Consider the following 24,080-nt stretch of genomic DNA (forward strand, 5'->3'; position numbering starts at 1 on the left):
CCTCCATGCCCGGAACCTTCGAACCGCTCCCCGGCGGCGGCGCGTCCGTCGCCCTCGACGACGTCGAGATCTCCATCATCCGCTCGCTGGCCGTGCAGCTCCTCGAGCTCATCGGTCCCGGCCCCGCCGAGGACGACGCCCCCGCCGACCCGCTCGCCGAGCTGTTCGCCGAGGGCCCGAGCGAACCGCCGTCCGACCCCGTCCTCAAGCGCCTCTTCCCGGACGCCTACCGCGACCCCGAGCAGTCCGGCAACCCGCAGGAGGCCGCCGAGCAGCGCGCCCACTCCGCCGAGTTCCGCCGCTACACCGAGAACGACCTGCGGGCCGGCAAGCGCGAGAACGCCCTCGCGGTGATCCACTCGCTGAACGCGCTCACCCCCGGTGAAGGGGGCCTGGCGGTCCTCGAACTGACGCCGGCCGAGTCCCGGCGGTGGCTCGGCGCCCTCAACGACCTGCGCCTCGCCATCGGCGCCCGGCTGGATATCACCGACGAGGACGACACGGACGACTTCTACCGGCTGCCGGACGAGGATCCGCGCAAGCCGATGGTGATGGCCTACCTGTGGCTGGGCGGCCTCCAGGAGACCCTCGTCTCCACGCTCATGGCGTAGCCCCTGCCGGGGCCCGGCGCTCGCACCCCGTGGCCGTCCGATCGCGTGCCGTAGTCGCGCGCCATGACCACATGCCGTGATCCACCCCGTATATCCGGATTTCGCGTTCGCTCAGAGGACGCTCAAATCCGGATAACGATCCGGTCACTGCGGCGGCCGGGTATGGGTGCGCTCTGCGCGCTTCGTCCGCTTCTTCCCGTGGGATGCATCACACAGCTCCCCGTCGATCAGTGTTGCGGCCGTGATAAATCTTCACGACCGCCCGGCGGACACCACCCATGTCCGGCCGGGTGCGCCACCGAGCCGGCAACAGCCGGCCAGGCACAGCGGATCCGGGGAGACCCGGGCACGCACTCCATCAATCCGGGGGGATCGAAACCCGATCCAGGGCCGACCGAAGGCCCGGGTCGGCATGGAGAAAGGCGCACACCACATGACCTCAGAGCAGGTCACGGAAGCCCCCGAAGAGGGGTACGAGCGCGGTCTCGGCAGCCGCCAGGTCCAGATGATCGCCATCGGCGGCGCCATCGGCGTCGGGCTCTTCCTGGGCGCGGGGGCGAACATCGCCAAGGCCGGACCCAGCCTCATCGTCATGTACGCCCTCGCGGGCCTGATCATCTTCTTCATCATGCGGGCGCTCGGCGAGCTCCTGCTGTACCGCCCCGTCTCCGGCTCCTTCGCGGAGTACTCCCGCGAGTTCCTCGGACCGTTCTTCGGCTTCTTCACCGGCTGGACGTACTGGCTGATGTGGGTGGTGACCGGAATGGCCGAGCTGACGGCCGCCGCGATCTACGTCCACTACTGGTTCCCCGCCATCCCGCAATGGGTGACCGCGCTGGTGTTCCTGGTGGTCCTGTTCGTGGCCAACCTGATCTCCGTGAAGGTCTTCGGCGAGATCGAGTTCTGGTTCTCGATGGTCAAGGTCACCGCCCTCATCGGCATGATCGTGATCGGTCTCGGCGTCCTCACCTTCGGCTTCAGCGCCGCCGGCGACACCGCCGCCGTCAGCAACCTCTGGGAGTTCGACGGCTTCTTCCCCAAGGGCGTCGGCTCCTCCCTGATGACCCTCCAGGGCGTCATGTTCGCCTACCTCGCCGTCGAACTGGTCGGCGTCACCGCGGGCGAGTCCGAGAACCCGGAGAAGACCCTCCCCAAGGCGATCAACACCCTGCCCTGGCGGATCGCCCTGTTCTACGTCGGCGCCCTCACCGTCATCCTGTGCGTGGTGAAGTGGACCGAGTTCGCCCCGGGCGTCAGCCCCTTCGTGAAGGCGTTCGCGGTCATCGGCATCCCGGCCGGCGCGGGCATCGTGAACTTCGTGGTGCTCACCGCGGCCCTGTCCTCCTGCAACTCCGGCATGTACTCCACCGGCCGCATGCTGCGCACCCTCTCCGACAACGGCGAGGCCCCCCGGATCTTCAGCCGCCTGTCCAGCTCCAAGACCCCGGCGCTCGGCATCACCATCTCCGTCGCCTTCATGGGCATCGGCGTGGTGCTCAACTACATCGTCCCGGAGAAGGCCTTCGGCTACGTCACCTCCGTCGCCACCGCCGCCGGCATCTGGACTTGGCTGATGATCCTGATCAGCCACGTCCTGTACCGCCGCGGCGTCGAGTCGGGCCGGCTGCGCGCCTCCTCCTTCCCCGCCCCCGGCGGCGCCAAGTGCTCCTACGTCGCCATCGTGTTCCTGCTCTTCGTCACCTGCCTGATCGCGTACGACGCCGACTCCCGCGTCTGCCTGTACGTGATGGCCGGCTGGGCCGCCGCCCTGGCCATCGGCTGGGCGGTGCTCAAGAACCGCAACCCGCAGGTCGCCGACCGCGAGCCGCAGCTCGAGAAGGTCGGCTGACCCGGCGGTACTCCCGACGGACGTCCCGGCGGGGGCGGGCCCCCCAACCCGCTCCCGAGGCCGCTCAGGATGTCCGCGATGCGGGCCGTTCCGTACCGCACTCCGGTACGGAACGGCCCGCCCGTCGCCCGCCACCGCCCTGCCTGACGCTCCCCCAGGGCTGAACGCCCGGGGGTACCCCCATCGCGCGGCCCTGCTTCTCCCCGCCTGTTTATGCTGGCCGCCATGCTGACCCTTACCCAGGCCCTCCACGACCAGATCGTCGCCCACGCCCGCAAGGACCACCCCGACGAGGCCTGCGGCGTCGTGGCCGGCCCCGTGGGATCCGGGCGGCCCGAGCGTTTCATCCCCATGGTGAACGCGGCCCGCTCGCCCACCTTCTACGAGTTCGGCTCGCAGGACCTGCTCAAGCTCTACCGCGAGATGGACGACCGGGACGAGGAACCGGTGATCGTCTACCACTCGCACACCGCGACCGAGGCCTACCCCTCCCGCACCGACATCAACTACGCCAACGAGCCCGGCGCGCACTACGTCCTCGTCTCCACGGCCGACACCGACGGACTCGGCGAGTTCCAGTTCCGCTCCTTCCGCATCGTCGAGGGCCAGGTCACGGAGGAGGAGGTCAAGGTGGTGGAGGCGTACTGAGCGCGGAACGTCTCGTGACGTGGATGGGAAGTGTCCGAGTCCCGAGATCGCACTCCGGGTCCCGGACCGGGAATCGATACGATGACCGCATGGTTTTCCAGGACGTGAGCGACAAGACGCCGGGCATGCTGCTCGTGGCGCGGCTGCACGTCGACCTGTGCAGGCTGAACAGCGCCATCTGTTGACGTTCCGCGCCGCCGCACGGCCGTGAGGGCCGCGGCGCTCCCCAGTGCCGAAAGCCTGGGGGTCACCCCCTTCCGCGCGCCCGGCCGCGTCCGAGCCGGGGGAACCACACCCCGACGACATCCTTACCGACAGGAGCCCGCAACCATGGCCATCGAGGTCCGCATCCCCACCATCCTCCGCCAGTACACCGACGGCCAGAAGGCCGTGGACGGCAACGGGGAGACCCTCGCCGAGCTCTTCGCCGACCTCGAGACCCGGCACCCGGGCATCCAGGCCCGCATCGTCGACGGCGAGCAGCTCCGCCGCTTCGTCAACGTCTACCTGAACGACGAGGACGTGCGCTTCCTGGACGGCATCTCCACCAAGCTCGCCGACGGCGACAACGTGACGATCCTGCCGGCCGTCGCCGGCGGGATGCGCTGATCGGCCGCTGAGCAGCGATGCGTTACGACTCCCCGCTGGCCGCGGTGGGCAACACCCCCCTGGTGTGCCTGCCGCGGCTGTCGCCGTCGGCCGAGGTCCGTCTCTGGGCCAAGCTGGAGGACCGCAACCCGACCGGCTCGATCAAGGACCGGCCCGCCCTGCACATGATCGAGCAGGCGGAGAAGGACGGCCGCCTCACCCCGGGCTGCACGGTCCTCGAACCCACCTCCGGCAACACCGGCATCTCGCTGGCCATGGCCGCCAAGCTCAAGGGCTACCGCATGGTGTGCGTGATGCCCGAGAACACCTCGCAGGAGCGCCGGGACCTGCTGGGCATGTGGGGAGCGGAGATCATCCCCTCCCCGGCCGCGGGCGGTTCCAACACCGCCGTACGCGTGGCCAAGGAACTGGCCGCCGAGCACCCGGACTGGGTGATGCTCTACCAGTACGGCAACCCGGACAACGCCGGCGCCCACTACGCCACCACCGGCCCCGAGATCCTCGCCGACCTGCCCTCGATCACGCACTTCGTCGCCGGCCTCGGCACCACGGGCACCCTCATGGGCGTCGGCCGCTACCTGCGCGAGCACAAGCCGGACGTGCGGATCGTCGCCGCCGAGCCGCGCTACGACGACCTGGTCTACGGACTGCGCAACCTCGACGAGGGCTTCGTCCCCGAGCTCTACGACGCCTCCGTGCTCACCACCCGCTACTCGGTCGGCTCCGCCGACGCGGTCACCCGCACCCGTGAACTCCTCCAGCGGGAAGGCATCTTCGCGGGCGTCTCCACCGGCGCCGCCCTGCACGCGGCGATCGGCGTCGGCAAGAAGGCGGTCAAGGCGGGCGAGAGCGCCGACATCGTGTTCGTCGTCGCCGACGGCGGCTGGAAGTACCTCTCCACCGGCGTCTACACCGCGGCCACCACCGAGGAGGCCATCGAGGCCCTCCAGGGCCAGCTCTGGGCGTAGGGGCCGCCGCCCGCATCGTCCATGTCCGCACACCGGGGCCCCGGCCGTCGAATCGGCCGGGGCCCCGGCGTGCGGGGGCGACGGGATCCTGATGTGCTGGAGAAACGTCACACCGGTAGGTCGTACCGGTACGTCACACGGGCAGAAGTACAGGAGCACGGCACCCCGGGCACAGCAGAAAGGCGGCCGCCCCCATGCGCCGTTCGACGCTTCACGCCGGCATCGTCACCGCCGCCGCGGCGACCCTGCTCCTCGTCGGCTGCGGCGCACAGCCCGACGGCGCGGGCTCCGGCAAGGACGGCGACCCCTCCCGGCCGACGACCACACCGGCCTCCCCGCCTGCCTCCCAGCGCGCATCGGCGCCGCCGCCCGCATCCGCCCCCGGCTGCACGGACCGCGCCGAACTCACCGCCGCCGACTCCGGCCGCACCCTCTGCCTCACCGTCGGCGGGCAGATACGGCTCACCCTGGACGGCACCGAGGACCGCCCCTGGACACCGGTCAGGTCCAGCGGCACCGCCCTGCGCGCCGCCAACGCCGGCATCGTGATCCTGCCGGGCGACGCCGTCGCCGCCTTCGACGCCGTCACGCCCGGAACGGCCCGGCTCACCTCCACCCGCCCGCTGTGCGCGGCAGGCCACGGCCGGACCGCGTGCCAGGGCATCCGTCAGTGGACGGTCACCGTGCGGGTGACGGGGTGACGGGGCCATGATCCCGACACGCCCGGGCCCACGGACACGGCAGCGGCACACCCGTCCCGTTCGGCGTGTTCGTCCCGTTCGGCCCGGGCGCGCCCGTCCCCGTCAGCCCGCCAGGTACCGCACCTGGTCCCAGAGCACCGGGTCCACGATCCCCACCCGGCGGCGGAAGTCCCACAGCGGCACCTCCCGGACCTCGTCCGTCTCCACGAAGCTGGTCCGCCCCTGCGCGTCCCCCACCGAGCCCGGCGGCAGCGGGATCACTCCGGAGCGCTCGTCGTGGTACCTGCTGCTGATCTTCGCGACCCGGGCGCGCTTGCCGTGCACCGCCAGCACCAGACAGGGCCGGTCCTTCGCCCCCGGACCCTCGCCGTGGGGCACGCTGGCCCACCAGATCTCCGCGGGCTGCGGACGCGCCGCGGCACGGCGGCCCGCCGGGCGGCCGGGACGCAGCCTGTTCCGCGGGGGCCGGTGGCCCCGTCCCCAGCCGTCGACGAGCGTGGCGACGAGAGCGAGCAGCACCACCGCCGCGAGTGCCAGCCACCAGGACGTGTCCACAACCACGACGTTACCGGCGCGCGACCCTCGGTGCGCGCCCTTGAGCGCTCCTCCTGAGCCCCAGGTCCAGCCGAACCGGTGACACCACAGGTGAGTTCGCCCACAACAGCCCTTGCCGGAGGAGCGACCGGACGTATCCCGCCTTACTCTCGACGGACCGCACGACCCCCGTCACCTTCCTCTTTTTGAAGTTTTCCCGCCAGCGGAGGTTTCTGCTTCATGAAGCTCACCGTCGTCGGCTGCTCGGGGTCGTTCCCGTCCGCGGAATCGGCCTGCTCGAGCTACCTCGTCGAGGCCGACGGCTTCCGGCTGCTTCTCGACCTGGGCAACGGCGCCCTGGGCGAGTTGCAGCGCCACTGCGGTCTCTACGACCTCGACGCCATCTTCCTGAGCCATCTGCACGCCGACCACTGCATCGACATGCTCGGCTACTTCGTCGCGCGCTACTACCGGTACGACGGAGGCCGTTGCGACCCCATCCCGGTGTACGGGCCCGAGGGCACCGAGCACCGGCTGACCACGGCCTACGCCGACACCCCCACGGCCTCCTCGATGAGCGAGGTGTTCGACTTCCACACGGTCAAGCCCGGCACCTTCGAGATCGGCCCCTTCACCGTGCACACCGAGCGGGTGGCCCACCCCGTGGAGGCCTACGCCATCCGCGTCGAGCACGGCGGGCGGGTGCTGACGTACTCCGGGGACACCGGGGTGAGCGACGCGCTGGTGGAACTCGCCCGGGACAGCGACCTCTTCCTGTGTGAGGCCGCCTTCACGGACGGCAAGGAGAACATCCCCGATCTGCACCTCAACGGCCGCGAGGCAGGTGAGACCGCCGCGCGCGCCGGAGTCCGCCGCCTGGTCCTCACCCACATCCCCCCGTGGACCGACCCGCAGATCAACCTCACCGACGCCCGCGCGGCCTACGCGGGCACGGTGGAACTCGCGGCGCCCGGAGCGTCGTACGACGTCTAGGCCCAGGACAGCAGGTCCAGGAAACGAAAGGCCCCCGGAGTCACGGAACTCCGGGGGCCCTGTCATGCCGTGGCCCGGCTCATGCCTTGATGAGCGACTCGGTCTCCTCCTCGGGCTCGCGGCCCGGGGTGGGGAGGTTGAACTTGATGATCGCGAACCGGAACGTCACGTAGTAGACGGCCGCGAAGACCAGGCCGATCGGGATGATCAGCCATGGCTTGGTCGCCAGGTTCCAGTTGAGGGCGTAGTCGATGAAGCCCGCGGAGAAGGTGAAGCCGGCGTGTACGCCGAGCGCCCAGGTGATCGCCATGGAGGCGGCGGTCAGCACCGCGTGGATCGCGTAGAGCACCGGCGCGATGAACATGAACGCGAACTCGATCGGCTCGGTCACACCGGTCACGAAGGAGGTCAGCGCGAGCGAGACCATCATGCCCGTCACGACCTTGCGCCGCTCGGGACGGGCGCAGTGGGCGATCGCGAGGGCGGCGGCCGGCAGGCCGAACATCATGATCGGGAAGAAGCCGGACATGAACTGACCGGCGGTCGGGTCACCGGCGAAGAAGCGGTTCAGGTCGCCGTGGACCATGTCGCCGGCCGCGTTCTTGTAGTCGCCGATCTGGAACCAGGAGACCGTGTTGACGAACTGGTGCATGCCGACCGGGATCAGCCCGCGGTTGATCAGACCGAACAGGCCGGCGCCGAGAGCGCCGAGGCCGGTGATCCACTCACCGAGGTTGGAGATCCCCTCACCGATCGGCTTCCAGACCAGTCCGAAGAAGACACCCATCGCGGTGCCGACGAACGCCATGATGATCGGCACGAGTCGACGGCCGTTGAAGAAGCCGAGCCAGTCCACGAGCTTCTTGCGGTGGTAGCGCTGCCACAGCACCGCCGACAGCAGACCCATCAGGACGCCGCCGAGCACCCCGGGGTTGTTGTAGGTGGCCTCGACTATCTTCCCGCCCTCGATGTGCTGCTCGGTCAGGGGGAAGGCCTTCAGGACATTGCTGTAGACCAGGAAACCGACCAGCGCGGCCAGCGCCGTGGAGCCGTCCGACTTCTTGGCGAAGCCGATCGCGACACCCAGGCAGAACAGCATCGGCAGATTGTCGAAGATCGCGCCGCCGGCTGTGGCGAACACCGCCGTGACCTTGTCGGGCAGGTGCAGCTTGTCGTGCACGTCGCCCTGGCCCAGACGCAGCAGGATGCCCGCGGCCGGCAGTACGGCGATCGGCAGCTGAAGACTGCGGCCGACCTTCTGAAGGCCCTGGAACAGGCCGGAACCCCGCTTCTTCGCGGGCGCCGCCGTCGATGTCGCGCTGGCGGTGGTCATGACGTCCTCCATCGGGTGGTGGTCTACACCACTCACTGGTGTAGACCTGTTGTAGCACGATGAAGGGGGCGTAAGGAACCCGCGATTCCGGCGACCGAACCACTACACACCGTGTGAAATCGAGGTTGGAGTTGTGATGTGAGGCAGGGAACGGTAGGCGTCGAGCCGCGTTTGGTCCCCGCGCCTACGCTGGTGTAGACCAGTCGGCGGACGGTTCCGCTGCCGTGAGCGCACCATTCTGCACCCATGGCACGGCCCCTCGCAAAGACGGTCCAACTATGGGTTACTGCGACAAAGCGGATCGGATCAGGGAGAAGGACATGGCCACCAAGGCTGAGAAGATCGTCGCCGGGCTCGGCGGCATCCAGAACATCGACGAGATCGAGGGCTGCATCACCCGGCTCCGCACCGAAGTGCACGACGCCTCCCTGGTCGACGAAGCCGCCCTCAAGGCCGCAGGCGCCCACGGCGTCGTCAAGATGGGCACCGCCATCCAGGTCGTCATCGGCACCGACGCCGACCCGATCGCCGCGGAAATCGAAGACATGATTTGAGTGATCCCCTCCCTGTAGGGAGGGGATCCCTGGCTCAGGCTGCCTCCTGGAGCAGCGCTCCAGGAGGTCTTGCGCCCTCGACACCAGCCGGGTCCAGACCTGCCCGGACGAGCATCACGCGGGCGGAGTTCTTGTCCCTGGGACAGACGGCTCCGCATGCGGTGCAGGTATAGGTGCGTTCCGACAGCGGCAGTGCGTGCTTGGCTCTCGCTCCGCACCGCGCGCAGTCCATCGTGGTGTACGCGGGATGCACCAGACGCACATCCCGCCCATGCTTGCGGCCCATCTCGATCAGCGCCTGCTTCGTGGCGCCGATCGCGGCGTCCGCCGCCCTGCGGGCCATCGACGTCCGGGCGAGGAACTTGGGCCGGAAGTCCTCCACCGCGATCACGTCATGGTCGCGCACGACTCTCTTCGCCCACTTACGGGCGGTGTCCTGGCGCTGCCGGGCGATCTTCGCGTACGTCTTCGCCCGCCACTTCTTCGCCTCCCGGTAGCCCTTCGACGCGGCCTGCCCCTTCTTCGGCCTGCGGCGGGCCATCATCCGGTCGTACCGGCCCAGCTCGGCCTGGGACTTCTGGCCGTGCTGGGCATGAGGGAGGTCGTGGGCGTCGGAGGTCGTGGTGGTGGTCTCCCTCACGCCCCAGTCGACGCCGATCACGCGGCCGGTGGCGGGGAGAGGTTCCAGCGGGGCAGGGATGACGAACGAGCAGTACCAGGTGCCGAGACAGTCTCGGTACACCCGCACCGAGGACGGCTCGGCCGGCAGAGGACGGGACCACACCACGGTCAGGACGATTCCGCCCGCCAGGTGCAGGCGCCCGCCCTTGAGCCGGAAGCTGTGCCGAGTGTAGTTCAGCGTCGGATCGGCCCCGCGTTTCCTCTTGTGCCGGGGCATTCCGGCCCGCTGCTTGAGCGGCAGCCGGTTCTTGACGTCCTTCAGGGCCTTCGTGCGGGATGCGGCGAAGTCGCGGACGGTCTGCTGCTGAGGCACCGAGGCACCCGCGGCCAGCCACGGTGTCACCGCGCGGGCCTGGGTGAGCATCCGGTACAGGCGGGCCGGACCGCACGCCTCGCCCTCGGCGTAGGCCTTCTTGGAACGGGCCACGCACTCGTTCCAGAGCCACCGGCAGCGGTCCCACTCCGTCTCCAGCCCGGTCCGGGCCGTGGCCGACACCCGCAGCCGGTACGTGTACCGGGCGTGCCCGCCCCCATCGGCCTCGCGCACCACCGCCATGCCCGTCACCCCCCAGGACTCGCCCCGATCACCCGGCACCCGCCATGCGACCGTACGCACGACACCCGAACGCCCGCACCCTTCTTTCGGCGCGACCACCCCGATCAGTGAACGCCAGCACGCGCGTTCGCGTTCGCCCTGCTCCGCAGGGCCTGCCGTCAGAGCACTTCGCGCCGCCGCCGAAGGATGCGATTCCCACCCGGCCTGGATGCCGGGCCCTCCTCGCAGGAGAGCAGGCTCTTCCCGATGCGGGACGAGCCCCTTGCGCATGGGGGACTACGCTCGACGCCATGTCTCGTATCGACGGCCGCACCCCCGAACAACTCCGCCCGGTCACCATCGAACGCGGGTGGAGCAAGCACGCCGAGGGCTCCGTCCTCGTCTCCTTCGGCGACACCAAGGTCTTCTGCACCGCCTCCGTCACCGAAGGCGTCCCGCGCTGGCGCAAGGGCAGCGGCGAGGGCTGGGTCACCGCCGAGTACTCCATGCTGCCCCGCGCCACCAACACCCGTGGCGACCGCGAGTCGGTCAAGGGCAGGATCGGCGGCCGCACCCATGAGATCTCCCGCCTCATCGGCCGCTCCCTGCGCTCGGTCGTCGACTACAAGGCACTCGGCGAGAACACCATCGTCCTGGACTGCGACGTCCTCCAGGCCGACGGCGGCACCCGCACCGCCGCCATCACGGGCGCCTACGTGGCACTGGCCGACGCCGTCGCCTGGGCCCGCGGCAAGAAGCTGATCAAGGCCGGCCGCCAGCCGCTCACCGGCACGGTCAGCGCCGTCTCCGTCGGCATCGTCGGCGGCGTGCCGCTGCTCGACCTCTGCTACGAGGAGGACGTCCGCGCCGACACCGACATGAACGTCGTCTGCACCGGGGACGGCCGCTTCGTCGAGGTCCAGGGCACCGCCGAGGCCGAGCCCTTCGCCCGCGAGGAGCTGAACAGCCTCCTCGACCTCGCCGTGGCCGGCTGCGCCGAACTCGCGGCGATCCAGCGCACGGCACTCGAGACGGCCCTGGCGAAGTAGAAGTAGAGGAGAAGCCCCGTATGACCCGCTTGATCCTCGCCACCCGCAACGCCGGCAAGATCGTCGAACTCAGGGCGATCCTGGCCGACTCCGGCCTGCCCCACGAACTCGTGGGCACCGACGCCTACCCGGACGTCCCCGACGTCAAGGAGACCGGCGTCACCTTCGCCGAGAACGCCCTGCTGAAGGCCCACGCCCTGGCCCAGGCCACCGGCCTGCCCGCGGTCGCGGACGACTCCGGGCTCTGCGTCGACGTCCTCGGCGGCGCCCCCGGCATCTTCTCGGCCCGCTGGGCCGGCCGCCACGGCGACGACAAGGCCAACCTCGACCTGCTCCTGGCCCAGCTCTCGGACATCGCCGACGACCACCGCGCCGCCCACTTCGCCTGCGCGGCGGCCCTCGCCCTGCCCGACGGCACGGAGCGGGTGGTGGAGGGCCAACTCCGCGGCACCCTGCGCCACGAGCCCGCGGGCACGAACGGCTTCGGCTACGACCCGATCCTCCAGCCCGACGGCGACACCCGCACCTGCGCGGAACTGACCCCCGAGGAAAAGAACGCGATCAGCCACCGCGGCAAGGCGTTCCGCGCCCTGGTACCGGTGGTACGGGAACTGCTGGGATAAGAGAAGGGCCGCCCGGCTGGGCGGCCCTTCTTCTGTGCGGCCGGTGGGATTCGAACCCACACGGGCTTTCGCCCAAGGGCTCCTAAGACCCTCGCGTATGCCGTTCCGCCACGGCCGCGCTGGCGACATGGTACCGGTCGTTTGGCGCTGCGCTACGTGGAGTTACGGCGCCCCCCTCGGCACCAGGTGTCGGTAATCGCATGACAGTTGGGACACAACAGCCGAAGGTTCTCCCGCCGGTCGTCGCTCCAGTCCCCGTTGATGTGGACGATCTCCAGAGTCATCGGTCTCCCGAGCCATGCGGGGCCGACGCCGCACTCGGCGCACTTCTCCGGTCTTCCCACCTCGTGGAGCGCACGGCGCAGCACGTGGGTTCTCGTCCTGCGTCGGCCATCGTGCTTGACCAGGACGTCCTCGGCGCGCTTGATCTGATCCGTGCGGGTCTTGCCCCGTTGATGGGCCTGCCCCAGGAAGTGCGCGGTCGAGATGTCGTCCTCGGCGACCCACTGACGCAACAGCGCGCGCTGTGTAGGTGGAGCGTGAGTCGCTCATGCTGCGCCACCCTGAGCACGGCGCTTGCCGCGACCGCGGTAATTGTCGGTCGTCGAGTGGCAGTTCGGGCAGAGAAGCTGCAGGTTCTCGATCCGGTTGTCGCGCCAGTCGCCGTCGATGTGATCGACCTCCAGCGGGAGTGGACGGCCACGCCATACCGGCTCCGTGCCGCAGCCGGCGCATCGCTCCGGGACGCCGGTAGCCCTCATCGCCCACTTGAGCCGGTCGCCAGGGATGCGCCGAGCCCGGTCGGTTTGCTGCTCGACGAGCAGGGCCTCCGGCGTGCGTGGGCGCCATGGCTTTCCACGGCGCGTCGGCACCCGGAAGTGCGAGTTGTCGATGCCGTACGCCTTGATCCGGCGGCTGATGTGGGTGTGGTGGCCGCCGACGACTTCCAGGCCGAGACGGCGGAGTACCTCGCACATGTTCGTGGATGCCGCGACCGCGCGCTCAAGAACCTCCTTCGTCCACTTCGCCCCCTCCTTTTCGAAGTGGGAGACGTCCACTCCGAGCTTTCGCATGCGTCCAAGCAGGTACCGCCGCGTAGGACTCTTCGGATCCACCCCCAACCTCTCCAGCGCCTCCGACAGCGTTCGCGATCCGCGGGCCGCCTCCTCCAGGCGCTCCTTCGTGTACGCGCTGGCCCCCATGGGTCCCCTCCGTTCTCGGCCATGTGTTCATGGCTCACACGGAGTAACGAACGGGTTATCCGACAGTCACGTACGGGTATGCGGAACGGCCCGCGCCGGGTGTACCGGGGCGGGCCGTGCTGGTGGGGGAGCGGGTCTCAGATCCCCAAGTCCTTGATGATCTTGGCCACGTGGCCGGTGGCCTTGACGTTGTAGAGGGCGCGTTCGACCTTGCCCTCCTCGTCCACGACGATCGTGGAGCGGATGACGCCGACCACGGTCTTGCCGTAGAGCTTCTTCTCGCCGAAGGCGCCGTAGGACTCCAGGACCTTCTTGTCGGGGTCGGCGAGCAGGGTGACCTTGAGGGACTCCTTGTCGCGGAACTTCGCCAGTTTCTCCGGCTTGTCGGGGGAGATGCCGATCACGTCGTACCCCGCGCCCGCGAGCAGGTCCAGGTTGTCGGTGAAGTCGCAGGCCTGCTTGGTGCAGCCGGGGGTGAGGGCGGCCGGGTAGAAGTAGACGATGACCTTGCGGCCCTGGTGGTCGGCCAGCGACACCTCCTTGCCGTCGGCGTCGGGGAGGGCGAAGGCGGGGGCCACGTCCCCGGGCTGGAGTCGCTCGGTCATCGAAGCTCTTCTCCTCGTGCGTGCGCGTCGGGTGTGCGAATACCGTGTCGCTCCGAGGGTAACCGGGGGTGCCGACAGTGCGGTCGGAGTAAGAACTGACAGACTGTCCCGAACAGGCATCAGTTGACTTCGGAGGCGGCACGGTGGCGGACACCGCGGACACCAGGACACCGGCTGAGATCGAGGCGGACATCAAGCGCCGCCGCGAGGCGCTGGCCGAGACGCTCGACGAGATCGGGGTGCGGGTGCACCCGAAGACCATCGTCGGGGACGCCAAGGCCAAGGTCGCCGCCAACATCGACCACACGCTCGGCCGGGCCTACGTGCAGGTCAACCGGGTCGTGAGCGATGTGCGGGCGCAGTTCGTGGACGAGGACGGCGCCCCGCGCCTGGAGCGGGTCGTGCCGGTCGCGCTCGTCGCCGTCGGGCTGGTCGGACTGCTCGCTCTGGGCACCCGCCGGCGCCGCCGCTGAGCGGCACGCCGCCCCACCGCGTGACGATGCGCCGAAGGCAGGTAGGTTCGAGGCGTGAGCGCCAAGAGAAATGAGCACAGCAGCCCGCACGACAAGCTGCCCATCCGGATGCTGCACGACCGGGTGCTCGTCCGGCAGGACACGAGCGAGGGCGAGCGGCGTTCGGGCGGTGGCATCCTGATTCCCGCGACAGCGGCGGTGGGACGCCGGCTGGCCTGGGCCGAGGTCGTCGCGGTGGGGCAGAACGTGCGGACCGTCGAGACGGGCGACCGGGTGTTGTTCGATCCGGAGGACCGCGCCGAGGTCGAGGTGCGCGGAGTCGCGTACGTGCTCATGCGCGAGCGTGATCTGCACGCGGTGGCCGCGGACCGCTTCGAGGGCTCGGAGGACTCCACCGGCCTGTATCTGTAGGGGTACGTATTGAGGAGAGGGGCTGGTGACCTTGGTCACCAGCCCCTTTGTCGTTCCTTTGCTAGCCTCGGGAGCCACCCGACGAGACGCGCCGTACCGGGATGAACGCAAAGACGACGCACCCCCGTTCCGTCACGTCGTCCCGGAGGTGCCCGTCATGGCCTGGGTCCTGCTCGTTCTCGCCGGTCTGCTGGAGGTGGGCTGGTCGATCGGCATGAAGTTCACCGACGGGTTCACCCGCCCCCTGCCCAGCGTGCTCACCGGCGCGGGGATCGTGACCAGCATGGTCCTGCTGTCGTACGCCGCCCGTTCCCTGCCCATCGGCACCGCCTACGGCGTGTGGGTGGGCATCGGGGCGGCCGGTGCGGCGGTGATCGGCATGGTGGCGCTGGGGGAGCCGGCGACCGCCGCCCGGATCTTCTTCGTGTGTCTGCTGCTGGTGGCCGTGGTGGGGCTCAAGGTGACGTCCGGCCACTGAACACGCCCTGCAGGCCGGTGTTCGTGCCGCCGTCGCCCGAGGCGCCGGCCCCCGCGCTGCCGCCCGGGGTGGTGCCGCCCGCTCCGCCGGGCACACCTCCCGGGCCGCCCGGCTGGGTGCCGCCGACGTCGCCGGACTCCCCGCCGGTGGGACCGCCGGGCGGGGTGCCGCCGTCGGTCCCGCCGGTGGTGGGGTCGACGCCGTCGTCGCCCGTGCCGCCGTCGCCTTGGCCCTGGCTCTGCCCCTGGTCCTGTCCCTGGTCCTGTCCCTGGTCCTGGCCGCCGGTGTCGGTGCCGGGAGTGGCGCCGTCGTCCGGAGCGCCGTCGCCCGGGTGGTTGCCGGGCTCCGAGGGCGGCGACTGGATCTGGTCGGCACCCGGCTGGAGCTGGAGGTCGAAGTCGGTGGCCAGGGTGTTCTTCAGGGCGGCCGCGGTGTACTGCGCCCAGATCTGGGTGGGCGGCCCGCCGCCGTTGATGCGGGGGAGGCCCAGGGCGCCGTAGAGCGACTTGTGGTGGGCGGTGTCCGGGTCCTGGCCCATGACCGAGACGACGGTGGCGAGGTCGGGCGTGTAGCCGGCGAACCAGGCGGCCTGGTCCTCCTCGGCGGTGCCGGTCTTGCCGGCGGCGGGCCGGCCGGCGCCCTGGGCGGCGGTGGCGGTGCCGGTCTGGACGACGCTGCGCAGTATCGAGGTGGTGGTGTCGGCGGCCTCGCGGCTGACCGCCTGGGACTCGGTGCGCTGGGGCAGCTCGATGGTGTCGGCGCCGTCCTTGGTGATCTTCTTGATCATCGTGTACGGCATGTGCTTGCCGTGGTTGGCGAGCGTGGCGTAGGCGTCGGCCATGTCGACGACGCCGGCGGTCGCCGTTCCGAGTGCGATGGCCGGGGCGGGGTACAGCTCCGGGGTGTCGGCCGGCAGGCCGAGGGCGACGGCGGTGTCCTTGACCTTGTCGGAGCCGACGTCGGCGGCCATCTGCGCGTACACCGCGTTGACGGACTTGTCCGTGGCCTCGCTGACGGTGATGTTGCCGTAGGACTGCTGGTCCTCGTTCTCGGGCGCGTAGGAGCCGCTCCAGCCCTGGACGGGGCGCTTGTTGGTGCCGTCGTAGTAGGTGTTCGGGGTGATCGGGCGGCCGTCCTGGGTGGCGGAGCCGTTCTGGACGGCGGAGGTGAACACGAACGGCTTGAAGGTGGAGCCCACCTGGAAGTCCCGGCGGGTGGCGTTGTTCGTGTACTGCTTGACGTAGTCGATGCCGCCGTACATGGCCACGAGCTCGCCGGTCTTGGGGTCGACGGAGGCGGCGCCGGCCCGGACGTAGTTGTCGACCTTGCGGTTCTTCCGGTCGAGCTTGCTCATCACCTGGTCGTCCACGGCCTTGACCAGGGCGTCCTGGTTGTTCTTCTGCAGGGTCGTGGTGATCTGGTAGCCGCCGGCGTCGAGCTGCTCCTCGGTCAGGATCTTGTTCTTGGCCAGGTAGTCCTTCACGGCGCGGACGATGTAGCCGCGCTGTCCGGACATGCCCGTGGGGGCGGTGGCGTCCTTCGGCATCGGGAACTTCATCCCGGCCCGCTGCGAGGCGCTCAGCCAGCCCTTCTTGACCATGCCGTCCAGGACGTAGTTCCAGCGGGCCAGGGCCGCGGACTTGTTCTCCGGGTGGGCGACGACGTCGTACTCGCTGGGCGCGTTGACGAGCGCGGCCAGGTAGGCGGCGCGGGCCGGGTCGAGGTCCTTGGCCTTGACGCCGTAGTACGCCTGGGCGGCGGCCTGGATGCCGTAGGCGTTGCGGCCGAAGTAGCTGGTGTTGAGGTAGCCCTGCAGGATCTCGTCCTTGGACTGGGTGCGGTCCAGCTTGATCGAGATGAAGAACTCCTTCACCTTGCGGGTGACGGTCTGCTCCTGGCCCAGGTAGTAGTTCTTCACGTACTGCTGGGTGATCGTCGAGCCGGACTGCTTGCCCTTGCCGAGTGCGGTGTTCCAGCCGGCGCGCAGCATCGCCTTGGGGTCGACGGCGGACTCGGTGTAGAAGTCGCGGTCCTCGGCGGCGAGCACGGCGTGCTGGGCGTCCCTGGAGACCTGGGCGAGCGTGACGTTCTCCCGGTTGATCTCGCCGTCCCGGGCGATCTCGGAGCCGTCGGCGTACAGGTAGACGTTGGCCTGCTTGACGGCCATGGCGTTGGCCGACGGGATCTTCACCAGGGAGTAGCCGAGGAGGAACGCACCGATGACCAGGAGCATGGCGGTGAGGAAGCCGCCGAGCACCATCCGCCAGGTCGGCACGGCGCGGCGCCAGCCGGTGCGCCGGGGCCGTCCGGTCTTCTCGGGGCCCCGCGCGTCGGCCGTCTCGTCCGCTGACTCGTTCGCCGGCACGTTCCCCGTCGCGTGCGCGGTCCGAAACTGCGTTGCGGGTGCCGGTTGTGCGGGTGCGGGCGCGGGCGCGGTGGCGTTCGCGTTCGTGTTCGCCGTCCGGCTCCCCGCCGCGTTCTCCGTCTCGCGCCCGGTCTCGTTCTCCGCGTCGTTCTCCGCCTCGTTCGTCGTCCCGCTCTCCGTCCCGCTCTCCGCCTCGCCCCTGGTCTCGGGTGCCGCCGGTGGCTGGTGGTCGGCCACGCCCTGGTTCGGCTGCTGCGGCTCGTCACTCATGTCGTGCTCGGACTCCTGTGTCACGTCGTACGTCCCCGTACGATCCACGTCGTACGTCCCCGTACGCCCTCATGCGCCATCGGCGCCCCCAGATGAAGACTCTCGCAGCAACCGTTCCGTTCCCGGTCCAGGGCATTGGTCCGGAGCGGAAAATGCGTGGCATGTCACGCCCGGCGCGCACTAGGCTCCCTCGCTTTCGGTGTCGTGGCCTGGGAGGCGGTGCGCGTGGGCGCTGGACGGTTGTACGCGGCCGTCGCGGCGGGGGGATTCAGACGGTACGCGACGTATCGGGCGGCGACGGCGGCCGGGGTGTTCACCAATACGGCATTCGGGCTGATCCTGGTGTACACGTACCTTGCGTTGTGGGATGTCCGGCCGCATCTGGGTGGTTACGACCAGGCACAGGCGGTGACGTACGTGTGGCTCGGGCAGGCGTTCCTGGCGGCCCTGGCGATCGGCGGGGGCGGCGTCGAGGACGAGCTGATGGAACGCATCCGAACGGGTGACATCGCGGTCGACCTGTACCGGCCGGCCGATCTCCAGCTGTGGTGGCTGTCGGCGGACGCGGGCCGGGCGATGTTCCAGCTCCTCGGCCGCGGGGTGCTGCCCTTCGTGTTCGGCGCGCTGTTCTTCCCGGTGTACCTGCCCTCGGATCCGCTGACCTGGGTGGCGTTCCTCGGCGCGGTGCCGCTGGCGCTGCTGGTGGGCTTCGGGATCCGGTTCCTGGTGGCGATGAGCGCGTTCTGGCTGCTGGACGGCACGGGTGTGGTGCAGATGGCCTGGCTCGCCGGGTTCTTCTGCTCGGGGATGCTGCTGCCGCTGAACGTCTTCCCGGGTGCGCTGGGCGAGGTGGTCCGGGCGCTGCCGTGGTCGTCGCTGCTCCAGGCCCCCGCCGACATCCTGCTGGGCCACGCGGACCCGCTCGGCACGTACGTCTTCCAGGGGGCGTGGGCGGTGGCGCTGCTGGCGTCGGGGCGGCTGGTGCAGTCGGCGGCGACGCGGCGGGTGGTGGTGCAGGGTGGCTGACCTCACCGCGGACCCGGCCGGCAACCGGCTGGCGGAGGGGCTGCGCGCCTACCGCCTGATCGCCGCGATGTGGATCCGCTCCACGATGGCCTACCGGGCCTCCTTCGTCATGACCACGGCCGGGAGCTTCGTCGCGACCGCGCTGGACTTCGTGGCGATCCTGCTGATGTTCTCCCGTGTGGACGCGCTCGGCGGCTACGCGCTGCCCGAGATCGCCTTCCTGTACGGGCTGTCGGCCACCTCCTTCGGGCTCGCCGACCTGGCGATCGGTTCCATGGACCGGCTGGGGCGGCGGGTGCGCGACGGCAGCCTCGACACGCTGCTGGTCCGGCCGGCGCCGGTGCTGGCGCAGGTGGCCGCGGACCGGTTCGCGCTGCGCCGGCTGGGCCGGGTGACGCAGGGGGCGCTGGTGCTGGGCTGGGCGCTGATGCGGCTCGACGTCGACTGGACGCCGCTGAGGCTGTTGCTGATGCCGGTGATGGTGGTCAGCGGCTGCGTGATCTTCTGCGCGGTGTTCGTGGCGGGGGCGGCCTTCCAGTTCGTGGCGCAGGACGCCTCCGAGGTGCAGAACGCGTTCACCTACGGCGGCACCACGCTGCTCCAGTACCCGCCGACGGTGTTCGCCAAGGAGCTGGTGCGCGGGGTGACGTTCGTCCTGCCGCTGGCCTTCGTCAACTGGCTGCCGGCGCTGTACGTGCTGGGGCGGCCGTATCCGCTCGACCTGCCCCGGTGGACCGCGTTCGCGTCGCCGCTGGTCGCGGTGGCGTGCTGCGCGCTGGCGGGGGCGGCCTGGCGGGTCGGCCTGCGGTCGTACCGGAGCACCGGGAACTGAGACGGCGAGGGCACGAAGGGCGAAGGGGCGTACAGGGCGCATGGCGATGACGGCGGACGGCGTGGAGGGCAGGGACAGCGTGGACGGCGCGGGTGGTGTGGACGGCGCGGGTGGTGGTCTCATCGAGCTCGACCGGGTCGAGAAGGTCTTCGACGTACGGAAGAAGACCGGGTTCCTCAAGCGGGAGCGGCGGCAGGTGCGGGCGGTCGACTCGATCTCCTTCAGCGTGGCGCGCGGTGAGATGGTCGGCTACATCGGCCCGAACGGGGCGGGCAAGTCGACGACGATCAAGATGCTCACCGGCATCCTGACGCCCAGCGGCGGCCGGCTGCGGGTCGCCGGCATCGACCCCTCCCGCGAGCGGACCCGGCTCGCCCGGCGTATCGGGGTGGTGTTCGGGCAGCGTACGACCCTGTGGTGGGACCTGCCGCTGATCGACTCCTACCGGCTGATGCACCGCATGTACCGGATCCCGGACGACCGTTACCGCGACAACCTCGACCGCTGCGTCGAACTCCTCGAACTCGGCGACCTGTTGGACGTGCCGGTCCGGCAGCTCTCGCTGGGCCAGCGGATGCGCGGCGACATCGCGGCGGCCCTGCTGCACGATCCGGAGGTCCTGTACCTGGACGAGCCGACCATCGGCCTGGACGTCATCAGCAAGGCCAGGGTCCGTGCGTTCCTGCGCGACCTGAACGCCGAACGCGGTACGACGGTGCTGCTGACCACGCACGACCTCCAGGACATCGAGCAGCTCTGCTCGCGGGTGATGGTCATCGACCACGGGCGCCTGATGTACGACGGCCCGCTCACCGGCCTGCACGAGGCGGGCGAGAGCGAGCGCACCCTGGTGGTCGACCTGGAGCGCGAGATGCCGCCGGTCGAGCTGCCGTCCGCGCGCGTGGTGCGGGTCGAGGGGCCCCGGCAGTGGCTGGCCTTCCCGGCGGCCGAGTCGGCGGCGCCCCTGGTGGCGCGGATCGCGGCGGAGTACCCGCTGGTGGACCTGTCGGTGCGCGAGCCCGACATCGAGGCGGTCATCGCGAGGATGTACGCCGGGAAAGCGGTCTCGTAGGCTGCTGCCATGACCGAGGACCTGCCGGAGCTCCGCGCTTCCGACGCCGATCGTGAACGAGTCGCCGAGCAGTTGAGGGACGCCCTCGCCGAGGGGCGGCTCGACATGAGCGAGTTCGAGGAGCGGCTCGACGCGACGTACCGGGCGCGCACGTACGGCGAACTCACGCCGATCACCAGGGACTTGCCCGTGGCCGGCGTGGCCGCCCCGGCGGTGAACATGGTCAAGCAGCCCGCCCAGGACGGCAGTTGGGCGTCGCGGGTGGTCGGCGGCGGGGGGACCTCGTCGTGGGCCGTCGCCATCATGGGCGGGTTCGAGCGCAAGGGGCGCTGGACCGTCCCCAAGAAGTTCACCTGCTTCACCTTCTGGGGCGGCGGCGGCATCGACCTGCGCGACGCCGACTTCGCCGATCACGAGGTCGAGATCAACTGCGTCGCGATCATGGGCGGCGTGGACGTGATCGTTCCGCCCGGCGTCGAGGTGGTGGTGCGCGGCATCGGCATCATGGGCGGCTTCGACCACCGCGAGGAGGGCGTCCGCGGCGAGCCGGGGGCCCCACGCGTGATCGTGACGGGCGTGGCCTTCTGGGGCGGCGTGGGCATCAGGCGGAAGCAGACCGAAGCGGAGCGCCGCCGTCTGAAGGAGCAGCGCCGCCAGGAGAAGCTGGAGCGCAGGGAGGAACGCCGCAGGCTCGAATAGCCACGGCGGTTCGACTCCCTACAACTGCGCCTGCCCGGCGCCCTTCAGGAGCCCCAGCTCGAACGTCTCCGCCATCGTCCGGTACCCCAGGTCACTGGGGTGCAGATGGTCCCCGGAGTCGTACGCGGCGCGCAGCCTCCGCGGATTCTGGGGGTCCCGCAGCGCCTGGTCGAAGTCGACCACGGCGTCGAACACCCGTCCGTCCCGGATCTCCGCGTTGACCTGCTGCCGTACTGCCTCCCGGGCGGGCGTGGACGCGCGGTACCCCTCGAACGGCATCAGCGTCGCCCCGACGACGTTCAGCCCGCGTGCGTGCGCCCGCGTCACCAGGGCGCGCAGCCCGCCGGTGATCAGCTCCGCGTCGCCGCGTCGCGGATTGCGCAGGATGTCGTTGACGCCGAGGTCGACCACGACGACCTTCACCCCGGTCCGCTCCAGCACGTCCCGCTCGAACCGGCTCAGCCCGCCGGGGTTGTCCGAGGGCCGTCCGAGCCCGTCGGCCAGTACCTGGTTGCCGCTGATGCCCTCGTTGACGACGCTGTAGCGGGGGACGTCCTCGCCCGCCTCGACCGCGGCCCGCAGCCGGCCGGACAGGACGTCGGTCCAGCGGCGGTCGGCGCCGACGGTGGAGGTGATGCCGTCGGTGATCGAGTCGCCGAGGACGACGGCCGTTCCGTCGGCCTCGTCGCTGAGCACGTCCAGCGCGCTCAGATAGCGCCAGACCGTCGTCTGCTCGGTGTACGGCGCCCCGGTCACGTCCTCGGTGCGGTCGCCCTGGGCGACGTAGGAGATCTGGCGGGCCTGCGGGTGGTAGGTGACCGGGCCCGACGGGGTGGGGGAGTAGGTGGTGACCAGGACGTCGGCGCCCCGCGGCACGGCGATGGACGCGGAGTCGCTCATCACCTGCCCGCCGGGCGGTACGACGACGGAGGGGGCGCCGGCGAAGGTGAGCCGCCGCATGGTGCGCGTGGCGGCGGCCGCGGTGGCGTCGCCGGCCGCGACGGCGATCGAGGCGTGGGTGACGCGCAGCTGCGAGTGGCCGTAGAGGTTGGACAGCGTGATACGGGCACTCGTCCCGGCGACGCTCGTGTGCACGACGTTGCGCACCGAGCGACCCGCCAGGCCCGTGGTCTCCGTGCCCGGTTCGGCGGCGGCCGGGGATGCGGCCCAGGTGGCGACCCAGGCGCCGGAGGACGCCGGGGCGGCGGAATGGCCCGGCGCACGGCCCGCGGCCGGAGCGGCGGCCAGACGGCCGGTGCCGGAGGCGCCCCCGGCGCAGAGGGCGGCGAAAACGACGACGATCAGTGCGACGATCGCGGTCAGCAGGACGTAACCGTGCCGTCTGGTCATGCTGGTGATGCTCTCCTCGGGCGGAGCCGGCCGGAGCCCCGGGGCTCCGAACTGATGGGCACATGGTGGGGCATGGGCCCGGGGAGAATCGGCAGGATCCTGCCGAACCCCCCTCCGGACAGACGCCGGGAACTCTTGTTCCGTTCCGGGAGTCGGTCAGGAAGGGACAATTGTGTGCGGGATCACCGAACGGGTGGAGTGGATGGAACAGACGACCCAGGCCGGTCCGGACACGGCGGACGCCGTCTCCCACCGCGCGATGACCGTGTTCAGCCCCGCCGACGAGGAGCGGCGCCGCGGGGTGCGCCGCATGAAGCTGACCGCCACGGGGCTGCTGCTGTTCGTCGCCGTGGTGTACGTGCTCGCCAAGTGGGGCGAGCACGCGGGCGCCGGCGCCTGGACGTCGTACGTCGCCGCGGCCGCCGAGGCCGGCATGGTCGGCGCGCTCGCCGACTGGTTCGCGGTCACCGCCCTCTTCCGCCACCCCCTCGGCCTGCCCATCCCGCACACCGCGATCATCCCCACCAAGAAGGACCAGCTCGGCATCTCGCTGGGCGAGTTCGTCGGCGAGAACTTCCTCTCCGAGGACGTCGTACGGCAGCGGCTGCACGCCGTCGGCATCGGCAACCGCCTCGGCGCCTGGCTCGCCCAGCCGGAGCACGCCGACCGGGTGACCGCGGAACTGGCCACCGCGCTGCGCGGCGCCCTGGCCGTCCTGCGCGACTCCGACATCCAGGCCGTCGTCGGCGAGGCGATCACCCGCAGAGCCAACACCCAGGAGATCGCGCCCGGCATCGGCAAACTGCTGGAGCGGGTCGTCGCCGACGGCGGCCACAAACGGGTCGTCGACCTGGTCGTCTCCCGCGCACACGACTGGCTGGTGCTGCACGGCGACTCCGTGATGGACGCGGTGCAGGGCGGCGCGCCCGGCTGGACGCCGAGGTTCGTCGACCGGAAGGTCGGCGAGCGGGTCTACAAGGAACTGCTGCGCTTCATCACCGAGATGCGGGACATGCCCTCGCACCCGGCGCGCGGCGCGCTCGACCGCTTCCTCACCGACTTCGCCTCCGACCTCCAGTCCGACACCGACACGCGCGCGCGTGTCGAGCGGCTCAAGGGCGAGGTGCTGCGTCGCGGCGAGGTCCAGGACCTGATCGCCTCCGCCTGGACGGCCGTACGATCCATGATCGTCGCGGCGGCCGAGGACGAGCGCAGCGAGCTGCGTCTGAGGGTCCGCGCCTCGCTGCTGTCCCTGGGCGCCCGGATGGCCGAGGACTCCAAGGCGCAGGGCAAGGTCGACTCCTGGGTCGAGGGCGCGGCGGTCTACGTGGTGACGACCTACCGCAAGGAGATCACCTCCCTGATCACCGACACCGTCGCCGGCTGGGACGCCGAGCACACCACCCGCAAGATCGAGGCCCACATCGGCCGCGACCTGCAGTTCATCCGCATCAACGGCACGGTGGTGGGGTCGATGGCGGGAGTGGTGATCTACGCGGTGACACGGGTTCTGGGAGCGTAGGGCCGGCGCGGGGGCGGCGGTGGCGCTGGGCCGGTCGGCCGTGCGCGGGGCGTGATCCACGCGGTTGGGGGGAACCCGCTTGACGTT

The 24,080-nt window shown here is 70.5% G+C and carries 26 protein-coding genes, 1 tRNA gene, 1 pseudogene and 1 riboswitch; of the genes and pseudogenes, 19 read left to right on the plus strand and 9 right to left on the minus strand.

Annotation, left to right across the window (positions count from 1 at the left end):
* Nucleotides 1-5: 5 nt before the first annotated feature.
* From ACF09J_RS06665 to ACF09J_RS06695, 7 genes are all read left to right on the plus strand, one after another.
* The gene (locus ACF09J_RS06665; RefSeq protein ID WP_392304279.1) at nucleotides 6-611 is read left to right on the plus strand and encodes a DUF2017 domain-containing protein; all 606 of its coding nucleotides are present in this window, start codon (nucleotides 6-8) and stop codon (nucleotides 609-611) included.
* A gap of 433 nt (nucleotides 612-1,044) precedes the next feature.
* Nucleotides 1,045-2,460 (plus strand): amino acid permease, encoded by a 1,416-nt coding sequence (locus tag ACF09J_RS06670; protein ID WP_392304280.1) that lies wholly within the window; start codon nucleotides 1,045-1,047, stop codon nucleotides 2,458-2,460.
* A gap of 225 nt (nucleotides 2,461-2,685) precedes the next feature.
* Nucleotides 2,686-3,108: a Mov34/MPN/PAD-1 family protein gene (locus ACF09J_RS06675; protein ID WP_392304281.1), complete on the plus strand. Its 423-nt coding sequence runs from the start codon at nucleotides 2,686-2,688 to the stop codon at nucleotides 3,106-3,108.
* 89 nt (nucleotides 3,109-3,197) lie between these two features.
* Nucleotides 3,198-3,293: a putative leader peptide gene (locus ACF09J_RS06680; protein WP_392304282.1), complete on the plus strand. Its 96-nt coding sequence runs from the start codon at nucleotides 3,198-3,200 to the stop codon at nucleotides 3,291-3,293.
* Nucleotides 3,294-3,438: 145 nt separating this feature from the next.
* Entirely contained in the window at nucleotides 3,439-3,717 is a 279-nt protein-coding gene (locus ACF09J_RS06685; protein WP_390829113.1) for a MoaD/ThiS family protein, read from the plus strand.
* A gap of 17 nt (nucleotides 3,718-3,734) precedes the next feature.
* The gene (locus tag ACF09J_RS06690) at nucleotides 3,735-4,685 is read left to right on the plus strand and encodes a PLP-dependent cysteine synthase family protein (RefSeq protein ID WP_392304283.1); all 951 of its coding nucleotides are present in this window, start codon (nucleotides 3,735-3,737) and stop codon (nucleotides 4,683-4,685) included.
* A 194-nt stretch (nucleotides 4,686-4,879) separates the two neighbouring features.
* Complete coding sequence (locus ACF09J_RS06695) at nucleotides 4,880-5,386, plus strand: hypothetical protein (RefSeq protein ID WP_392304284.1); 507 nt, start codon at nucleotides 4,880-4,882, stop codon at nucleotides 5,384-5,386.
* A 102-nt stretch (nucleotides 5,387-5,488) separates the two neighbouring features.
* Here ACF09J_RS06695 and ACF09J_RS06700 read toward each other — a convergent pair whose 3' ends face one another.
* Complete coding sequence (locus tag ACF09J_RS06700) at nucleotides 5,489-5,941, minus strand: type II toxin-antitoxin system PemK/MazF family toxin (RefSeq protein ID WP_392304285.1); 453 nt, start codon at nucleotides 5,939-5,941, stop codon at nucleotides 5,489-5,491.
* Nucleotides 5,942-6,160: 219 nt separating this feature from the next.
* Here ACF09J_RS06700 and ACF09J_RS06705 point away from each other — a divergent pair, with 219 nt between their 5' ends.
* Entirely contained in the window at nucleotides 6,161-6,913 is a 753-nt protein-coding gene (locus tag ACF09J_RS06705) for an MBL fold metallo-hydrolase (RefSeq protein WP_392304286.1), read from the plus strand.
* A gap of 79 nt (nucleotides 6,914-6,992) precedes the next feature.
* Here the strand turns inward: ACF09J_RS06705 and ACF09J_RS06710 are convergent, their stop codons facing one another.
* Nucleotides 6,993-8,246: a PTS transporter subunit EIIC gene (locus ACF09J_RS06710; protein WP_392304287.1), complete on the minus strand. Its 1,254-nt coding sequence runs from the start codon at nucleotides 8,244-8,246 to the stop codon at nucleotides 6,993-6,995.
* 278 nt (nucleotides 8,247-8,524) lie between these two features.
* On the opposite strand from ACF09J_RS06710, the gene ACF09J_RS06715 reads away from it, so the two are divergent.
* Nucleotides 8,525-8,800, plus strand: a complete 276-nt coding sequence (locus ACF09J_RS06715; RefSeq protein WP_392304288.1) for a glucose PTS transporter subunit EIIB — start codon at nucleotides 8,525-8,527, stop codon at nucleotides 8,798-8,800.
* A gap of 34 nt (nucleotides 8,801-8,834) precedes the next feature.
* Here the strand turns inward: ACF09J_RS06715 and ACF09J_RS06720 are convergent, their stop codons facing one another.
* Complete coding sequence (locus tag ACF09J_RS06720; RefSeq protein ID WP_392304289.1) at nucleotides 8,835-10,037, minus strand: RNA-guided endonuclease InsQ/TnpB family protein; 1,203 nt, start codon at nucleotides 10,035-10,037, stop codon at nucleotides 8,835-8,837.
* Between the two features lie 290 nt (nucleotides 10,038-10,327).
* On the opposite strand from ACF09J_RS06720, the gene rph reads away from it, so the two are divergent.
* Both rph and rdgB read left to right on the plus strand, forming a co-directional pair.
* Complete coding sequence (gene rph / locus ACF09J_RS06725; RefSeq protein ID WP_392304290.1) at nucleotides 10,328-11,065, plus strand: ribonuclease PH; 738 nt, start codon at nucleotides 10,328-10,330, stop codon at nucleotides 11,063-11,065.
* Between the two features lie 20 nt (nucleotides 11,066-11,085).
* Nucleotides 11,086-11,688 carry an RdgB/HAM1 family non-canonical purine NTP pyrophosphatase gene (rdgB, locus tag ACF09J_RS06730; RefSeq protein ID WP_392304291.1) on the plus strand — a complete coding sequence of 201 codons (603 nt, stop codon included), beginning with the start codon at nucleotides 11,086-11,088 and terminating at the stop codon, nucleotides 11,686-11,688.
* Nucleotides 11,689-11,723: 35 nt separating this feature from the next.
* Here the strand turns inward: rdgB and ACF09J_RS06735 are convergent.
* From ACF09J_RS06735 to bcp, 4 genes and pseudogenes are all read right to left on the minus strand, one after another.
* Nucleotides 11,724-11,806, minus strand: a tRNA-Leu gene (locus ACF09J_RS06735).
* Nucleotides 11,807-11,840: 34 nt separating this feature from the next.
* Nucleotides 11,841-12,215: pseudogene (locus ACF09J_RS06740) on the minus strand (HNH endonuclease); the annotation flags it as partial.
* Between the two features lie 21 nt (nucleotides 12,216-12,236).
* Nucleotides 12,237-12,890 carry an HNH endonuclease signature motif containing protein gene (locus tag ACF09J_RS06745; RefSeq protein WP_392304292.1) on the minus strand — a complete coding sequence of 218 codons (654 nt, stop codon included), beginning with the start codon at nucleotides 12,888-12,890 and terminating at the stop codon, nucleotides 12,237-12,239.
* 137 nt (nucleotides 12,891-13,027) lie between these two features.
* Nucleotides 13,028-13,495, minus strand: a complete 468-nt coding sequence (gene bcp / locus ACF09J_RS06750; protein WP_392304293.1) for a thioredoxin-dependent thiol peroxidase — start codon at nucleotides 13,493-13,495, stop codon at nucleotides 13,028-13,030.
* Nucleotides 13,496-13,638: 143 nt separating this feature from the next.
* Between bcp and ACF09J_RS06755 the strand changes: the two genes are divergently transcribed.
* From ACF09J_RS06755 to ACF09J_RS06765, 3 genes are all read left to right on the plus strand, one after another.
* Entirely contained in the window at nucleotides 13,639-13,968 is a 330-nt protein-coding gene (locus tag ACF09J_RS06755; RefSeq protein ID WP_392304294.1) for a DUF3618 domain-containing protein, read from the plus strand.
* Between the two features lie 54 nt (nucleotides 13,969-14,022).
* Nucleotides 14,023-14,379, plus strand: coding sequence for a GroES family chaperonin (locus tag ACF09J_RS06760; protein WP_392304295.1), 357 nt, complete (start codon nucleotides 14,023-14,025; stop codon nucleotides 14,377-14,379).
* A gap of 55 nt (nucleotides 14,380-14,434) precedes the next feature.
* Nucleotides 14,435-14,502: riboswitch (guanidine-III (ykkC-III) riboswitch) on the plus strand.
* Between the two features lie 34 nt (nucleotides 14,503-14,536).
* The gene (locus ACF09J_RS06765) at nucleotides 14,537-14,857 is read left to right on the plus strand and encodes a DMT family transporter (RefSeq protein ID WP_392304296.1); all 321 of its coding nucleotides are present in this window, start codon (nucleotides 14,537-14,539) and stop codon (nucleotides 14,855-14,857) included.
* Here the strand turns inward: ACF09J_RS06765 and ACF09J_RS06770 are convergent.
* Nucleotides 14,835-17,492, minus strand: a complete 2,658-nt coding sequence (locus ACF09J_RS06770) for a transglycosylase domain-containing protein (RefSeq protein WP_392304297.1) — start codon at nucleotides 17,490-17,492, stop codon at nucleotides 14,835-14,837. The genes ACF09J_RS06765 and ACF09J_RS06770 overlap by 23 nt on opposite strands.
* Nucleotides 17,493-17,717: 225 nt before the next feature.
* On the opposite strand from ACF09J_RS06770, the gene ACF09J_RS06775 reads away from it, so the two are divergent.
* The 4 genes from ACF09J_RS06775 to ACF09J_RS06790 are packed head-to-tail and all read left to right on the plus strand — an operon-like array spanning nucleotide 17,718 to nucleotide 21,121.
* Nucleotides 17,718-18,518: an ABC transporter permease gene (locus ACF09J_RS06775; RefSeq protein ID WP_392304298.1), complete on the plus strand. Its 801-nt coding sequence runs from the start codon at nucleotides 17,718-17,720 to the stop codon at nucleotides 18,516-18,518.
* Nucleotides 18,511-19,350, plus strand: a complete 840-nt coding sequence (locus tag ACF09J_RS06780) for an ABC transporter permease (RefSeq protein WP_392304299.1) — start codon at nucleotides 18,511-18,513, stop codon at nucleotides 19,348-19,350. The genes ACF09J_RS06775 and ACF09J_RS06780 overlap by 8 nt, the downstream gene beginning before the upstream one ends.
* A gap of 40 nt (nucleotides 19,351-19,390) precedes the next feature.
* Nucleotides 19,391-20,422, plus strand: a complete 1,032-nt coding sequence (locus tag ACF09J_RS06785) for an ATP-binding cassette domain-containing protein (protein ID WP_392304300.1) — start codon at nucleotides 19,391-19,393, stop codon at nucleotides 20,420-20,422.
* 9 nt (nucleotides 20,423-20,431) lie between these two features.
* On the plus strand, nucleotides 20,432-21,121 hold the full coding sequence (locus tag ACF09J_RS06790) for a DUF1707 domain-containing protein (protein ID WP_392304301.1): 690 nt from the start codon (nucleotides 20,432-20,434) through the stop codon (nucleotides 21,119-21,121).
* Between the two features lie 18 nt (nucleotides 21,122-21,139).
* Here the strand turns inward: ACF09J_RS06790 and ACF09J_RS06795 are convergent, their stop codons facing one another.
* Nucleotides 21,140-22,471, minus strand: coding sequence for an SGNH/GDSL hydrolase family protein (locus ACF09J_RS06795; protein ID WP_392304302.1), 1,332 nt, complete (start codon nucleotides 22,469-22,471; stop codon nucleotides 21,140-21,142).
* A 202-nt stretch (nucleotides 22,472-22,673) separates the two neighbouring features.
* On the opposite strand from ACF09J_RS06795, the gene ACF09J_RS06800 reads away from it, so the two are divergent.
* Nucleotides 22,674-23,993, plus strand: coding sequence for a DUF445 domain-containing protein (locus ACF09J_RS06800; protein WP_392304303.1), 1,320 nt, complete (start codon nucleotides 22,674-22,676; stop codon nucleotides 23,991-23,993).
* Nucleotides 23,994-24,080 lie beyond the last annotated feature (87 nt).

The sequence above is a fragment of the Streptomyces sp. NPDC014889 genome, assembly GCF_043081205.1.
Lineage (GTDB): Bacteria > Actinomycetota > Actinomycetes > Streptomycetales > Streptomycetaceae > Streptomyces.